The organism is Mycobacteroides sp. H001 (assembly GCF_001440005.1).
In the GTDB taxonomy this organism is placed as follows: Bacteria; Actinomycetota; Actinomycetes; order Mycobacteriales; family Mycobacteriaceae; genus Mycobacterium; species Mycobacterium gwanakae.
In genome coordinates, this window is record NZ_LJYH01000048.1 from 116,939 (window position 1) to 132,867 (window position 15,929).

At 64.6% G+C, this 15,929-nt stretch carries 12 protein-coding genes; 6 read left to right on the top strand and 6 right to left on the bottom strand.

Going from position 1 to position 15,929, the window contains the following annotated elements:
- Nucleotides 1-39: 39 nt before the first annotated feature.
- On the bottom strand, nt 40-420 hold the full coding sequence (locus tag AOT83_RS24585) for a cupin domain-containing protein (RefSeq protein ID WP_234797616.1): 381 nt from the start codon (nt 418-420) through the stop codon (nt 40-42).
- A gap of 17 nt (nt 421-437) precedes the next feature.
- On the bottom strand, nt 438-1,181 hold the full coding sequence (locus AOT83_RS24590) for an SDR family oxidoreductase (RefSeq protein ID WP_030094154.1): 744 nt from the start codon (nt 1,179-1,181) through the stop codon (nt 438-440).
- Between the two features lie 206 nt (nt 1,182-1,387).
- Here AOT83_RS24590 and AOT83_RS24595 point away from each other — a divergent pair, with 206 nt between their 5' ends.
- A complete protein-coding gene (locus tag AOT83_RS24595) occupies nt 1,388-4,105 on the top strand; it encodes a LuxR family transcriptional regulator (protein WP_057963738.1) in 2,718 nt (905 codons plus the stop codon).
- On the opposite strand, the gene AOT83_RS24600 is transcribed toward AOT83_RS24595, so the two are convergent.
- The 3 genes from AOT83_RS24600 to AOT83_RS24610 form a co-directional block, all read right to left on the bottom strand.
- Complete coding sequence (locus tag AOT83_RS24600) at nt 4,102-4,650, bottom strand: hypothetical protein (RefSeq protein ID WP_125911098.1); 549 nt, start codon at nt 4,648-4,650, stop codon at nt 4,102-4,104. The two genes, AOT83_RS24595 and AOT83_RS24600, sit on opposite strands and share 4 nt — an antisense overlap.
- A 199-nt stretch (nt 4,651-4,849) precedes the next feature.
- Complete coding sequence (locus AOT83_RS24605) at nt 4,850-5,806, bottom strand: electron transfer flavoprotein subunit alpha/FixB family protein (protein ID WP_057963726.1); 957 nt, start codon at nt 5,804-5,806, stop codon at nt 4,850-4,852.
- Nucleotides 5,807-5,840: 34 nt separating this feature from the next.
- Nucleotides 5,841-6,632: an electron transfer flavoprotein subunit beta/FixA family protein gene (locus AOT83_RS24610; protein WP_005056735.1), complete on the bottom strand. Its 792-nt coding sequence runs from the start codon at nt 6,630-6,632 to the stop codon at nt 5,841-5,843.
- A 252-nt stretch (nt 6,633-6,884) separates the two neighbouring features.
- Between AOT83_RS24610 and AOT83_RS24615 the strand changes: the two genes are divergently transcribed.
- The 4 genes from AOT83_RS24615 to car are packed head-to-tail and all read left to right on the top strand — an operon-like array spanning nt 6,885 to nt 14,059.
- The gene (locus AOT83_RS24615; RefSeq protein ID WP_030094159.1) at nt 6,885-7,703 is read left to right on the top strand and encodes a class I SAM-dependent methyltransferase; all 819 of its coding nucleotides are present in this window, start codon (nt 6,885-6,887) and stop codon (nt 7,701-7,703) included.
- Nucleotides 7,700-9,253 (top strand): glycoside hydrolase family 57 protein, encoded by a 1,554-nt coding sequence (locus AOT83_RS24620; RefSeq protein ID WP_057963727.1) that lies wholly within the window; start codon nt 7,700-7,702, stop codon nt 9,251-9,253. Before AOT83_RS24615 ends, AOT83_RS24620 begins: the two co-directional genes overlap by 4 nt.
- A 28-nt stretch (nt 9,254-9,281) precedes the next feature.
- Nucleotides 9,282-10,526 carry a glycosyltransferase family 4 protein gene (locus tag AOT83_RS24625; RefSeq protein ID WP_030094161.1) on the top strand — a complete coding sequence of 415 codons (1,245 nt, stop codon included), beginning with the start codon at nt 9,282-9,284 and terminating at the stop codon, nt 10,524-10,526.
- A gap of 11 nt (nt 10,527-10,537) precedes the next feature.
- Nucleotides 10,538-14,059, top strand: coding sequence for a carboxylic acid reductase (gene car, locus AOT83_RS24630; protein ID WP_057963728.1), 3,522 nt, complete (start codon nt 10,538-10,540; stop codon nt 14,057-14,059).
- On the opposite strand, the gene AOT83_RS24635 is transcribed toward car, so the two are convergent.
- The gene (locus AOT83_RS24635; RefSeq protein WP_057963729.1) at nt 14,036-14,710 is read right to left on the bottom strand and encodes a TetR/AcrR family transcriptional regulator; all 675 of its coding nucleotides are present in this window, start codon (nt 14,708-14,710) and stop codon (nt 14,036-14,038) included. The genes car and AOT83_RS24635 overlap by 24 nt on opposite strands.
- Before the next feature lie 95 nt (nt 14,711-14,805).
- Between AOT83_RS24635 and AOT83_RS24640 the strand changes: the two genes are divergently transcribed.
- Nucleotides 14,806-15,789 (top strand): SDR family oxidoreductase, encoded by a 984-nt coding sequence (locus tag AOT83_RS24640; protein ID WP_044104007.1) that lies wholly within the window; start codon nt 14,806-14,808, stop codon nt 15,787-15,789.
- Nucleotides 15,790-15,929: the final 140 nt, after the last annotated feature.

Sequence of the window (15,929 nt, forward strand, 5' to 3'; positions counted from 1 at the left end):
GAAAGCAAACACAGCGCTAACACTGGCCGCTGACGGACGCTACGCAGGCACTCGGGCCCCGGCGCGATGCCGAAGTTCCTCCTCGTCCACCAGCACCAACATCGGCTCGCCGGGTTTACACAGCATGGTGACCACGAAACGCAGTACAGAGTCCGTGCAGTGGTTGGCATCGGAGTAGTGGATGACATCGCCACCGGGCTCCCAGAACGCTTCACCGGCTTTGACCACGCGCGGAGGCTGGCCTTCGAGCTCGAAGAGCATCTCGCCCTCGACCACGTATCCGAACGCCGGACCACCCGGATGGCGATGGGGCGGGGTACCGGGGCTACCGGCGGGCCACTCGATCGACACCGTCATCACGTGGGCATCGGTGGGAATCACCGGTGGTGTCACCGTCTGCAGCACCGTGAGCGCGCTCATCGGGTCATCGTTCGCCATCATCGGCGCGCCATCCAATCGGCGAACCGCGTCTGTGTCAGTACACCGTCCTCACCGGTGACCAGACTGAAATCATCCACGGGGGTACCGAAGTAGGTAGCCCCCGAATCCACCACGACCGGCTTGTCGTCACCGCGTGCGTCGAGCACCGCCTGTGCCATGTCGGCGAATGAGAACTTCTCGGGCCCACCGATATTGATGATGCCGTTGCGGGGCTCCGCCTCTGCGGCGTGCGCCACCTGAGCCGACACATCGTCAACGGCGATCAGCTGAATCCGCGCATCGGGCACTCGAACTTCATCTCCGACAACGAGTGTGTCGGTGATGGCCTCGGCGAATTCTTGGAACTGGGTGGCCCGGACGATCGTGTACGGCAATCCGGACTCGGTAATGATGTTCTCTTGCGCCACTTTCGCCCGCATGTAGCCGCTGTCCGGCAGACCGTCGGCGCCGACGATGGAAAGTGCGACATAGTGGCCCACGCCGGTCTGGTTCGCCGCGTCAACAAGATTGCGAGCCGAGGCGGTGAAGAAATCCATCACCGGTCCGTCCTCGAACGACGGAGAATTGACCACGTCGATAACCACATTCGATCCGGTGAGCGCGTCCACTAGTCCCTCCCCCGTCAAGACATTCGCGCCAGAGGACAACGATGCCGCCACCACCTCGTGGCCGTCGGCCGTGAGCAAAGAGACCACCCGGGAACCGACCTGACCGGTGGCACCAACAACTGTGATTTTCATTGTGCGATTACCTTTCTCGTCTCACACGCAACATTCGCAGTTCGTGGTGGGATTCGAACCCTGGAAAGCACGTAGTCGTTGGATCTAATCGGCGGCTCGGTAAACTTTGACCCCATTCATCGGATTCGGCGGAGCACGTGATCAACAGTTATCCGGGATCGCGTTTGCGCGGTCGGGCACCCGAGTGCGCGTCACTCGAGCGCCTCATCGCGGCCGCACGGTCCGGTCCCAGCCAGGTACTCGTCCTGCGGGGTGAGGCCGGAATCGGCAAGACCGCGCTGCTTGGGCACGCCATCGAGCAAGCGCACGAGTTTCGCGTGGTCCGCACCGCAGGTGTCGAATCCGAGATGGAGCTCGCGTTCGCTGGTCTACAACACTTCTGTGGGGCGTTGCCCAATCACATCGAGGCCTTGCCCGGTCCGCAACGCGAGGCACTCGACATAGCATTCGGAATCAGCAGCGGACCGGCACCCGATCGCTTTCTGATCGGGCTGGCCGTGCTGAGTCTGCTGGCGGCCGCGGCCGAACGCCAGCCCGTGTTGTGCGTGATCGACGACGCGCAATGGCTCGACAGGGCGTCATTGCAAACGCTGGTGTTCGTGACACGGAGATTGGCGAGTGAAGCGGTGGCGATGCTCTTCGCGGCACGCGACGATACCGATGACGAACTCACCGGACTGCCCCATCTCGCGGTGGGCGGCCTGCGGGCGGTCGATGCCGGCGCACTGCTGGACTCGGCGATTCCGGGCCTTCTCGATGAAAGGGTCCGCGACCGGATTGTCGCCGAGACTCACGGCAATCCCCTGGCGCTACTGGAACTTCCCCGGGATCTAACCACCGAGGAACTCGCCGGTGGTTTCGGGCAGCCCGACGCGGGACGGCTGGCCGGACACATCGAGCAGGCTTTTCTTCGCCGAGTACGGCAGCTACCGATGCAAACACAAACACTGCTGCTGGTGGCGGCGACTGACGCGTTGGGCGATGCGGCACTGTTGGCACGCGCTGCCGAACACCTTGACATCTCGATGGATGCGCTCGGCCCCGCCGAAGCCGTCGATTTGATTCAGCTGGGCACCCGGGTTCGCTTCCGTCATCCATTGGTGCGTTCGGCCATCTACCGTAGTGCAAACCCTTTGGAACGCAGACAGATTCACGGCGCACTGGCGCAGGCAACCGATCCGGTGACCGATCCGGATCGTCGGGCATGGCACCGCGCTCACGCCGCCGCGGGCACCGACGGATCGATTGCGGCCGAGCTGGAGCGGTCCGCAAACCGTGCCCAGGCCAGGGGCGGCATCTCGGCGGCGGCGGCCTTCCTCCAGCGGGCGACGGAACTCACCTCGGATCCGGCGTTACGCGGGTCGAGGGCACTCGCGGCTGCCCAGTCAAAACACGACGCGGCAGCGTTCGACGCCGCGCGCGAGTTGCTCGCAATCGCGGATATGGCTCCGCTGGATCCGCTGGCACAGGCACGGGCGGCCCGGCTGCGCGCGAAAATCACCTTCGCGGAAAGCCGAGTGGGCACACATGGCTCCACCACGGTGTCCGACGCCGCAATCGGCCTGCTCGAAGCGGCCAAGGGCCTGGAAAACCTGGACGATGACCTGGCACGCGAGACCTATCTGGACGCGGTGGGCGCCGCCATGTACGGCGGCCGGCTCTGTCCACGCGGTGGTGCCATCGAGGTGGCCGAACCGGCGCGACTGGCGCCCGCGGGGTCTCAGCCACCACGACCGAGCGACCTTCTGCTCGACGGCCTGGCGATGCGCATCATCGACGGTCCGGCGGCAAGCGCCCAAAGTCTGCGCGACGCCCTTGCGCTGATCCAACGCGAGGCCGACCGCTCGGATAACACCGGCTGGATGTGGCAGGCGTTCCCCATAGCCCTCGAATCCGCGACACATGAGGTGTGGGACGACGAGCTGTGGCATCACCTTGCGACCCGCGCGGTACAGATCGCCCGTGATGTCGGTGCGCTATCGGTGCTTCCCGCCGCACTCATCTACCGCGCGGGTGTCCATGTCCACGCCGGCGAGCTGGACGCGGCGGCGGAGCTTGTTCACGAGGCCGAGGCCATCTCCGTCGCGACGGGCCACGCGCCGATCAGATACCACTCATTGGTCTTGGCCGCATGGCGCGGTACCGAGCCCGCGGCGATACCGCTGATCGATGCCGCCATGCGCGACGGTGCGGCCCGGGGAGAGGGCAGGCTGCTCGGCGCGATGGGCTATGCCGCCGGCGTACTCAACAACGGCCTCGGGCGCTATGAACTCGCGTTCCACGCGACGCAAAGGGCTTGCGAGCACGAGGATCTGGGGCTGTACAGCTGGTGTCTTACCGAACTGATCGAGGCGGCCGCGCGCTGCGGCGAGCACGACACGGCCGCGAAGGCACTCGGCCAACTGGAAGAGAGGGCCCTGGCGGGCGAAAGCGATTGGGCCTTCGGCATCCTGGCACGCTCCAGGGCATTGCTCGCCGGTGATGAAGACGCGGAGGCCCAGTACCGCGAGGCAATCGAAAGGCTTACCAGCACAAGAATTTCCGTCCACCTTGCGCGCGCACACCTCATCTACGGGGAATGGCTGCGCCGCTGCAATCGACGAACCGACGCCCGCACGGAACTCAAAGCGGCCCACGAAAGCTTCGTCGGCATGGGCGCCGGGGCTTTTGCCGAAAGGGCACAACGCGAGCTTCTCGCGACGGGCGCGAAGGTCCGGAAACGTTCTGCCAGTTCATCTGCCGGATCAGCACAAGCACTGACAGCACAGGAGGCGCAGATCGCCCGAATGGCCGGTCAGGGCCTGACCAATCCGGAGATCGCCGCGCAGCTGTTCATCAGCTCGCATACCGTCGAATGGCATCTGCGGAAGGTGTTCGCCAAGCGAGGTATCACTTCACGCAGGCAGCTGCGCAACAGACATTAGGCCGGAACTCGCGACCGTAGTTCGTTCGCGACCTTCTGCAACGTGTCCTCGGTCTCGGGCGGTCCGGTGAGCATGGCGACGGCCAGCGTGTCGCGGGTCCCCCCGGGAGTCGACGCGAAGGCACAAGTCATCGCGATCCGAACCACGCGCATACCGTTTCCGAGGGTGCCCGTCATCCGGGCGTACGACGTGACATCGTCGATCGGCTTCCAGGCTTGAGCGTCGACCGGCAGTTTCCCGCGCACCTTGTCCTGGGCCGACTTACCGCATCCGTCGGCGCACCGACTGGAACCGATCCAGCCAGCCGCTCCACCAACGTTGGCCTCGTCCATGCACGTGATGCGCTTGTCCAGCGGTTTGTTCTCGGTATGCAGACACCCCCACCCCTTGGGCAGGTTGAAGTCGAACGCTATGTACGAGGGCATCGAGATGGGTTGGAGTTTCTCACCCGGCCCGTACGTCGCGCCGCCGAGTGGCCCCGTGGACCCGTTGGGGGGCGGGATCACCCCGGACGTCGGCGCGGGAGGGACCGGCGTCCGCGGCATCGGGGACTCTCCCGGGGGCATAACCGCAAAACCCACGATGTTGCGCTGAGACCCGACAGAGACGACGCCAATCACCAACCCCAGCACAACCGTGCCCAGAAACGCCGAAAGGACTACCCAGGGCCCTCGACTCGGTGGTCGAGGCTCTGGATAGTCCAACGGCTGTCCCTCTGCGCTCCCCCAGGGCTGCACGAACCAGTTAGCCCTTGCGAGCCTTCACGGCCTCAGTGAGCTGCGGTGCGACGTTGAACAGGTCACCCACCACACCGAAGTCGGCGATCTCGAAGATCGGCGCTTCTTCGTCCTTGTTCACCGCGACGATGGTCTTCGAGGTCTGCATGCCGGCGCGGTGCTGGATGGCGCCGGAGATACCCAGCGCGACGTACAGCTGCGGCGACACGGTCTTACCGGTCTGACCCACCTGGAACTGACCCGGGTAGTACCCGGAGTCCACCGCGGCACGCGAGGCACCGACAGCGGCACCCAGAGAATCGGCGAGCTCCTCGACGACGCTGAACTTCTCGGCGCTACCAACACCACGACCGCCGGACACGACGATGCTGGCCTCAGTGAGCTCCGGACGGTCTCCACCGACCACCGGCTGACGCGAGGTCACCTTGGTGGCGTTCTCGGCGGGCGCGGGCACCTCAACGGCAGCCTGCTCGCCCGCACCGGCGGCCGGCGCGGCCTCGACGGCACCCGGACGCACGGTGATGACCGGGGCGTCGCCGTTGGCCTGAGCCTCGACGGAGAACGCGCCACCGAAGATCGAGTGCAGGGCCTTGCCGCCCTCACGCACCTCGATGACATCGGTCAGCAGGCCCGAGCCCAGGCGTGCGGCCAGGCGTCCGGCCACCTCCTTGCCCTCGGTGGTCGCGGCGATCAGGATGCCGGCGGGGCTGGCGGTCTCGGCCAGGCTGGCCAGCAGGTCGACCTTGGGGGTCACCAGGTAGTTGTCGACGACGTCGGACTCGGCGACGTAGATCTTGGCGGCGCCGGCCTCCTTGAGACCGTCGATCAGCGGCGCGGCGGTACCTGCCGGACCGGCCACCACGGCCGAGGGCTCGCCCAGAACGCGGGCGGCGGTGATGAGTTCGGCGCTTACCTTCTTGAGCGCACCCTCTGAATGCTCAACGAGCACAAGTACTTCAGCCATAACTTTGCTTTCTCGTTTCTGTATTTAGGGAGTCTTAGATGATCTTTTGCGCAACCAGGAACTCGGCGACCTTGGTGCCGCCTTCGCCCTCGTCGGTGATCTTCTCGCCCGCGGTCTTGGCGGCCTTGGGAGTCGAGGACAGCACGGTCGAACCGGCGTTCGCGACACCCACCTCGTCGGCCTCCACGCCGATCTCTGCGAGGGTCAACACGGCAACTTCCTTCTTCTTGGCGGCCATGATGCCCTTGAAGGAGGGGAAGCGGGGCTCGTTGATCTTCTCGGTGACGCTGACGATGGCCGGCAGAGTGGCCTCGACCTCGAACACACCCTCGTCGGTCTCGCGCTCGCCCTTGACGACGCCGCCCTCGACGGTCAGCTTGCGCAGGTGCGTGAGCTGCGGCAGACCCAGGTACTCGGCGATGATCGCGGGAATGGCACCGGAACGGCCGTCGGTGGCCTCGTTACCGGCGATAACCAGCTCGACACCCTCGACCTGACCCAGCGCGCGGGCCAGGGCCCAGCCGGTCTGGATGGCATCGGACCCGTGCAGGCCCGGGTCGAGCAGGTGAACTGCCTTGTCGGCACCCATGGACAGCGCCTTACGGATGGCCTCGGTGGCCTTCTCCGGGCCTGCCGACACGACGGTCACGACCGAGTCGCCACCCTCGCGCTCCTTGATGAGCAGCGCTTCCTCAACGGCACGCTCGTTGATCTCGTCGAGTACCGCGTCGGCGGCTTCCCGGTCGAGCGTGAAGTCACCGTCGGTGAGCTTGCGCTCCGACCAGGTGTCTGGGACCTGCTTGATCAGGACCGCAATGTTCGTCATAAGTCTCCGATCGTCCTTCCTCTTCGCTGTCTGCCAGCGGTGTGCTGGCCATCTGCTGCGTGGTGGTTCCGCGCGCACCCGTACTACGCCAGTCGCACTGTCACGTTTCGTGACTAATCCGGCGAACAAAGTTACTCACGGGTAATATACGGAGTTCGCCCGTACACCATAGCCGGTTCACCCCTGGTTTCCGGCCTGTGATCTGGGCCACCAGTATTAAGACACGGCGTTCACCCGATAGCCTGCCAAACGATGAACTCGCACCTGACCGACCCGCACCCGGCTGACCCTCTTCGCGCAAGCGGCTCATCAGCCGATGACCCGGACGCCTTGGCGCTGACCGGGGAGCGGACCGTGCCCGGGATCGCCGAGGAGAACTACTGGTTCCGCCGCCACGAAGTGGTGTACGAGCGGCTCAGCAGCCTGTGTGCAGAACGCAGGGTGCTCGAGGCGGGCAGCGGCGAGGGCTACGGCGCCAACATGCTGGCCGGTGTGGCCGAGCACGTCATCGGGCTGGATTACGACGAGTCGGCGATTGCGCATGTGAAGGCCCGGTATCCGCGGGTGGACATGCGTGCCGGAAATCTGGCGGACCTGCCGCTCACCGATGGTGCGGTGGACGTGGTGGTGAACTTCCAGGTCATCGAGCACCTGTGGGACCAGGGACAGTTCATCCGCGAGTGCGCCCGCGTGCTCAGCCCCGGCGGCTCCCTTCTGATCAGCACTCCGAATCGCATCACCTTCTCCCCCGGGCGCGATACCCCGCTGAATCCGTTCCACACTCGCGAGCTGAATGCCGCCGAACTCACCGAACTCCTTGTGGAAAACGGCTTTTCGGTGGACGGTGTTTACGGCGTCTTTCACGGGCCACGGCTTCGCGAGCTCGACGCCAAATACGGCGGTTCGATCATCGATGCACAGATCGAGCGTGCGGTCGCCGGCGCGCCGTGGCCACAGGATCTGCTCGCGGACATCACAGGTTTGACCACCGACGATTTCGAAATCATCGACGCGGGGGAACGCGACATTGACCAGAGTCTGGATCTGGTTGCCATTGCGGTGATTCCGTGACGGAGAAGGTTCCTGGGCTGTTCACCATGGTGCTGCATACGCACCTGCCATGGCTTGCCAACCACGGGCGCTGGCCGGTTGGCGAGGAATGGCTGTATCAGTCCTGGTCGGCCTCCTACCTCCCGTTGTTCAAGGCGCTTCGGACGCTGGCGGCCGAGGGCCGGGAAAACCTGATCACTCTCGGCATCACCCCGGTAGTGGCCGCACAGCTGGATGATCCACACTGCCTCACCGGGCTGCACAGCTGGCTGGCCAATTGGCAACTGCGCGCCTTCGAGGCCGCCACCATCACCAGTACCGATGCCGAACCCGGCACCGCCTCGAGCCCGGAGATGCTGCGCGCCTTCGGGGTCCGCGAATACCGCAGCGCCACAAACGCTCTCGATGAGTTCGATCAGTACTGGCGACATGGTGGCAGCGGGCCGCTGCGCAGCCTCATCGATGCAAGGGCGATTGAGCTGCTGGGCGGCCCCCTCGCCCATCCATTCCAGCCGCTACTGCACCCCCGGCTGCGCGAGTTCGCCCTGCGCGAGGGATTGGCCGATGCCGCACAGCGTTTCGGGCATGCACCGACCGGCATCTGGGCGCCGGAATGTGCCTACGCCCCGGGCATGGAGGAGGGTTACGCGGCCGCAGGGGTCAACCACTTCATGGTGGACGGGCCATCTCTGCAGGGAGACACCTCACTGGGCCGTCCGGTGGGCGACTCCGATGTGGTGGCGTTCGGGCGCGATCTGACGGTCAGTTACCGGGTGTGGTCACCGAAGTCCGGCTATCCCGGCCATGCCGCCTACCGCGACTTCCACACCTACGACCATGACACCGGCCTTAAGCCCGCGCGGGTTACCGGACGCAATGTGGCACCGGAAGCCAAGGCGCCGTACGACCCCGAGCGTGCCGACGGAGCCATCGACGTCCATGTCGGCGACTTCGTGAATACCGTGCGCCAGCGCCTGATCGCCGAGTCCGACCGCATCGGGCGGCCCGCGCATGTCATCGCGGCGTTCGACACCGAACTGTTCGGCCATTGGTGGTACGAGGGACCGATGTGGCTCGAACGTGTGCTTCGCGCCCTGCCCGAGGCCGGAATCCAGGTGGGCACCCTGGAGCAGGCTCGCGAAGGCGGATACGTGGGCAAGCCCTTCGACTTGCCTGCCAGCTCATGGGGTTCCGGTAAGGACTGGCATGTGTGGAACGGCGAGAAGGTGGCCGATCTGGTGCAGCTGAACACCGAAGTGGTCGACACCGCCCTCACCGCGGTGGACAAGGCACTCAACGAACAACCCGCACCGCACACCCGTAATCGGGTAGCCGACCAGATCCTGCGTGAGGCACTGCTGACCGTGTCCAGTGACTGGCCCTTCATGGTCAGCAAGGACTCGGCGGCCGACTACGCGCGCTACCGCGCGCACCTGCACGCGCACGCCACCCGCGAGATCGCCGCGGCACTGGCCAGTGGACGGCACGATGCCGCAATCCGTTTGGCCGACGGTTGGAACCGTGCGGACGGGCTGTTCGGCGCGCTTGATGCCCGGAGGCTGCCACGATGAACAAGACCGTCGCGCGAGAGGCTCATCAATGAGAATTCTGATGGTTTCGTGGGAGTACCCACCGGTGGTCATCGGCGGGCTGGGCCGGCATGTCCATCACCTGTCCACCGAGCTGGCCGCGGCCGGGCATGACGTGGTGGTACTCACCCGGCGCCCATCAGGTACCGATCCGGCGAGTCACCCGACATCCGACGAGATGTCCGAAGGCGTCCGGGTGGTGGCGGCTGCCGAGGATCCACACGATTTCGACTTCGGCACCGACATGATGGCCTGGACTCTGGCCATGGGACATGCGATGGTCCGCGCCGGATTGGCCTTGGGCCTCAAGGGTTCCGGCGATTGGCGGCCCGACGTCGTCCACGCCCACGACTGGCTGGTGGCACACCCCGCGATCACCCTCGCCGAGCATTTCGACGTGCCCCTGGTATCAACGTTGCACGCCACCGAGGCCGGCCGGCACAGCGGCTGGGTCTCGGGACGCATCAGTCGACAGGTGCATTCGGTGGAATGGTGGCTGGCCCGCGAATCGGACTCGCTGATCACGTGCTCTGCCTCGATGCTCGATGAAGTGACCGAGCTGTTCGGACCGGAGCTGCCCCAGGTTCACGTCATCCGAAATGGCATCGACGTCACCCGCTGGGTGTTCGCTCCCCGACTGCCTTCCGACGGCACGGCCCCGGTGCTGCTTTTCGTCGGGCGACTTGAATACGAAAAGGGCATCCACGATGCCATCGCGGCGCTGCCCAAGATCCGGCGCGCGCACCCCGGAACCGTGTTGGCGGTCGCCGGTGATGGCACTCAACAGGATTGGCTCCTCGAGCAGGCGCGTAAGCACAAGGTCGTCAAGTCCGTGCAGTTCCTGGGCAATCTGGACCATGAGGGGCTGTTGCAGTGGCTGCACCGCGCCGACGCCATCGTGCTACCCAGCCACTACGAGCCATTCGGCATCGTGGCGCTCGAGGCTGCCGCCGCGGGCACTCCCCTTGTCACATCCAACGTCGGCGGGCTCGGCGAGGCCGTCATCGACGGCGCGACCGGCTTGTCCTTCACGCCGCGCGATGTGGCGGGAATCGCCGATGCCGTCAAACGCACCCTCGATGACCCGGCCGGTGCCGCCGAACGTGCCGTAGCGGCGCGCGCACGTCTCACCGCGGACTTCGACTGGGCGACTGTCGCCGACGAAACTGCTCAGGTATATGTGGCGGCCAAGCGTCGCGAACGGGAACCGTTCGGCCGCAGCGTAATCGTCGAGCGTCCGCTGCCGGACCGGTAGAGAGGCCCCTAATGACCGCCCATACTCAGGCCAACTACGACACCGATGCGGCGGCCCTGGCGACGAAGCTGTTCGAGTCCGACCCCCAGTTCCGGGCCGCACGGCCTGACCCGGAGGTCATGGATTCTCTGCTAGTGCCCGGCCTGCGGTTGTCACAGGTGCTTCACGCGCTGCTGACCGGCTACGCCGAACGCCCGGTGATGGGCTTCCGGTCCCGTGAGTCGGTCGCCGACCCCGCCACCGGTCGCACCGTTGATCGATTGTTGCCCGCCTTCGAAACCGTCACCTACGGACAGCTTCTCGACAACATCTCGGCGATTCTCGCCGAGTGGCAGCACGGCGAGAATCGGATTGGTGCCGATGACTTCGTGGCCACCATCGGCTTCTCCAGCCCCGACTACGTCACCCTGGACCTTGCCACTCTCATGAACGGGTCGGTGTCGATTCCACTGCAACACAACGCATCGGTGACCCAGCTGCGCATGATGCTGGAGGAGACCAATCCGCGGCTGGTGGCGGCGAGCGCCGACTGTCTGGACCTGACGGTAGAGGCGGCATTGGGGCTCACCGATCTGCAGCGGGTGGTGGTGTTCGATTACCGGCCCGACACCGACGATCATCGTGAGAAGCTCGCCGCCGCAAGGGAGCGTCTACAGGCTGCCGGCATGCGGGTCGTCGTCGAGCCGCTTGCGGAGGTTATTGCGAACGGCCGGCGGCTGCCCGAGCCCGTGCTGTACACGGCCGGAGACGACCAGCGCACGGCGCTGATCATGTACACCTCCGGCAGCACCGGCGCCCCCAAGGGCGCCATGTTCACCGAGTGGACCGTGACCCGCTTCTGGTCCTCGGGCGCGGCCCCCAACCGGGATACCCCAATCATCAACGTCAACTTCCTGCCGCTCAACCACCTCGCGGGCCGAGTGGGACTACTGACCGCCTTCATCCCCGGCGGCACCTGCTATTTCGTTCCCGAAAGCGATCTATCGACGCTCTTCGAGGACTGGCAGCTGGCCCGCCCCACACACATGGGCGTAGTACCGCGAGTAGTCGACATGCTGTTCCAGCACTACCAGACACGTGTTGACGCGCTCATCGCCGAGGGCGCCGAGGCCAAGTCGGCCGATCGCACAGCCAAAGCCGAACTGCGCGAGGACGTGCTGGGTGGGCGCGTGGTGGCCGGCATGCTCGCGACGGCACCGTTATCCCCTGAGATGAAGACCTTCCTGGAATCCTCTCTCAACTTCCACCTGCTCGACCTGTATGGCCTCACCGAGGTCGGCGGCGTGTTCCGGGACGGCAAGATCTCTCGTCCGCCGGTGCTCGACTACAAACTCATCGATGTCCCCGAACTCGGGTACTACACCACCGACAAGCCCCATCCGCGTGGCGAATTGCTGGTGAAGAGCGCCACCGCGACGCCCGGGTATTACAAGCGGCCCGATGTCACCGCCGAGGTCTTCGACGCCGACGGTTACTACCGGACCGGCGACGTGATGGCGGAGATCGCCCCCGACGAGCTGGTATACGTGGATAGGCGTAACAACGTCATCAAACTTGCCCAGGGTGAGTTCGTCGCGGTGGCGAATCTGGAAACGGTGTACGTCGGTGCACCGCTGGTCCGCCAGATATTTGTCTACGGGAACAGCGAACGCGCGTATCTGCTCGCGGTGATCGTGCCCACCGAGGAAGCCTTACGCGCCCACCCGGACCCCGTCGACCTGAAGAACTCGATCCGGGAATCGCTGCAGCGGACCGCACGCGTCAGTCATCTGCATTCGTATGAGCTTCCCGCCGACTTCATCATCGAGACCACGCCGTTCAGCATCGAGAGCGGCATGCTCGCGGCCGTCGGTAAGCCGATACGCCCCAAGATGATCGAGCACTACGGCGATCGGCTCGAACAGCTCTATGCCGACCTCGCCGAAGCCCGCGTCCAAGAGCTGCGACAGCTGCGCGATACCGCGCAGCAGCGACCGGTCATCGAGACCGTCACCGAGGCGGCCCAGGCGCTGCTCGGCATGTCTTCGGACGCGGTGCGTCCGGACCACCATTTCATCGATCTCGGTGGAGACTCCCTGTCGGCGTTGACCTTTTCAAACCTGCTGCGCGATCTATTCGACGTCGAGGTGCCGGTCGGCGTGATCACCGGACCCGCCGCTGATCTGCGCAAGCTCGCCGCCTACGTCGAGGGCGCGAGAGAAAGCGGTGCCGCCACCGCGGCCAGCGTGCACGGCTCAGATGTGACTGTCATCAACGCGAACGAACTCACTCTCGACAAGTTTATTGATGCCGAAACACTCAGCAGTGCAGCGGAACTGGAGCGATTCTCCGGCGCGGTGGGCACAGTCCTGCTCACCGGCGCCAACGGCTACCTCGGAAGATTCCTCTGTCTGGAGTGGCTGCAGCGACTGGCCCAGTCCGGTGGCCAGCTGATCTGCCTGGTCCGCGGTGATGATGACGACGACGCCCTGGCTCGCCTCGAGGCCGCGTATGGCCACACCGATCAGGCGCTGCTCGATGAATTCCGCGCGCTGGCCCGGCGGCACCTGCGAGTAATAGCCGCCGATATCACCCAGCCACGTCTGGGCATTGACGACGCTACCTGGGAGCAGTTGGCTCGCGAAGTCGACAAGATTGTCCATCCCGCCGCCCTGGTGAACCACGTACTGCCCTACAACCAGTTGTTCGGCCCCAATGTTCTTGGCACCGCTGAGGTTATTCGGCTGGCGCTGACGACGCGGATCAAGCCGGTGACCTATCTGTCGACAATGGCGGTCGCGATGGCGGTGCCCGATTTCGACGAGGACGGGGACATTCGCACGGTCAGCCCCATTCGGCATATCGGCCCGGGCTACGCCAACGGCTATGCCAACAGCAAGTGGGCGGGCGAGGTGCTGCTACGGGAGGCGTACGACCTATGTGGTCTGCCGGTCAGTGTCTTCCGCTCCGACATGATCCTCACCCACCGCCAGTACAGCGGTCAGCTCAACGTCACCGATGCCTTCACCCGCATGCTCCTGAGCCTGGTACTGACCGGAATCGCACCACGCAGCTTCTATCAAGGTGACGGCGACGGCTCCCGCCCCCGGGCCCATTACGAGGGCCTGCCAGTAGATTTCGTCACGGAGGCGATCACCACCCTGGGGCTGGCCAACTCCGAGGGATTCCGTTCATATGACGTGATGAACCCGCACGATGATGGCATCTCGGTGGACACCTTCGTGGATTGGCTTGTCGAAGACGGCCACACCATCGACATCATCGACGACTACGACGAATGGCTGTCGCGTTTCGAGACTGCGCTAAGAGGTCTGCCGGACGACCAACGGCGCAGCTCGGTTCTTCCACTCCTGGACGCCTACCGCGCCCCGGGCCACCCGCGCCGCGGCGCCGATACGCCCACCGATCAGTTCCGAAAAGCGGTGCAGAACTACAAGATCGGAAGCGACGATGACAGCGCCGACATTCCACATATCGACCGCGCGCTCATCACCAAGTACATAGCGGATCTACGGGCGCATGGACTGCTCTGATCGCGCGCGTAGTCCCATCAAATGAACTATGAGTCCCTCACGCAGATAGCTCGCGAACAGATCCGCGGGTGACTGTAAACCCATCTCCCCCATCACTGTGCATACCGCCTGAGTCGGCTGCGCATAAGGCCACAAGCCTGCCACCAAGATATGCGTGATGCCCGCGAAATGCGCGGCATCGCCCACCGACATGTGGGGCAACGCACCATGAACCAGCTCTGCAAGCCGCTCCGCCTTGTCCGATGCGCGACGCTTGAAACCCCGGGCGAACTCCACAGAGATATTGCGTTCGAGCACCGAGGCCATCGCGCTCATCAGCTCGCAGAGCAGGGGACGTCCGATAAGCGAAGAGGCCACCACCTCGGCCACTTGGGCTTCATTCGTTGACGCGGGCAATCGTTCCGCAACCTCGTCGAGCATCGCCACCTGTTCGCGCTCCAGAATCTCTAGGAATATCGCCTCCCGAGTCTCGAAGTAGCGCAAAACGTTCGACTTCGACAGCCCTACCCGCGTACTCAGTTCACGCAGGCTGATATCAGCTACCGGCGCCTCCACGAGCATCTGCGCCGCCGTATCGAGAATTGCACGCCTGCGCTCTTCCACCTGCTCTGGCCTGCGCGCACGCCTGAATCCGCAATCATTGTCAGACACATCCCAACGATAACAGACCACCGGCCCCTTGTATTAAAGCCCAGTGGTCTGTTATGTTCGAGTAGCGAACCGTAGATGTATTCCAAGGAGGACACATGTCACGCACACCACTCGAGGTCACCGTTCCCGACCTGTCCGGACATCTCGCCGTCGTCACCGGAGCCAACAGCGGCCTCGGTCTGGGCCTGACCAAGGCTCTTGCTCGCGCCGGTGCCGAAGTCATCATGGCCATCCGCAACAAAGACAAAGGGCGTCAAGCCATCAGCGAGATCCTTGCTGAGAATCCTTCGGCCACAGTCAGCATCCGGCAGCTCGACCTGTCCTCGCTCGCCAGCATCGCGACACTCGGCCAGCAGCTCAAGGATGAGGCCCGACCCATCAACATCCTCGTGAACAATGCCGGAATCATGACTCCCCCAAGCCGCGACATCACTGCGGACGGCTTCGAATTGCAGTTCGGCAGTAACTATCTCGGCCATTTCGCCCTCACCGGCCACCTCCTACCTCTGCTCCGAGCGGCGGGGCACTCCCGCGTGATGACCATGAGCAGTGCCACCAACCACAACGGGAAACTCGACTTCGACGACCTGCAAGGCGAACATCGGTACAACACCAATCGCGCCTACGGGACATCGAAGCTCGCCAATCTGATGTTCGCGCGCGAACTCGAACGGCGCAGTCGCGAGGCCGGTTGGGGAATTCTCAGTAACGCAGCACATCCTGGCGCGACCCGGACCAATCTACAGGTCACTGGCCCCACTCATAACGGCGAATCAACTCTCGCCTACCGCGTCATGAGGCTCAGCATGGGCTTCGATTGGATGTGGCAAGACATATCGCAGGGCATCCTTCCAGCCCTGTACGGGGCGACCAGCCCGGGCGCCACAGGCGCGGCGTACTACGGCCCAAGCGGTTTTCTTGAGCTCACCGGAAATGCCGTGGCGCTGGCTCGCGTTCCCAAGCGCGCCAACAACGAAACCGATGCACAGCGCCTGTGGAGCGTGTCAGAGGAACTTACCGATGTGCGCTTTCCTCACGCCAGTCAAGGCGGCGTGCACAACCTACAGACGCACGGGTGATCACGTTCGCGTTGCACGCGATACCCCATCGCCGCCCGGTTCTACCGCCTGGGGATCAGGTGTGGCTGTTGAGATATCCCCCGCGCCGGAAGTACTCGTGGCCGCTGTGCTCGTTGCCGTCGGCGTCTCGGATGCGGGTG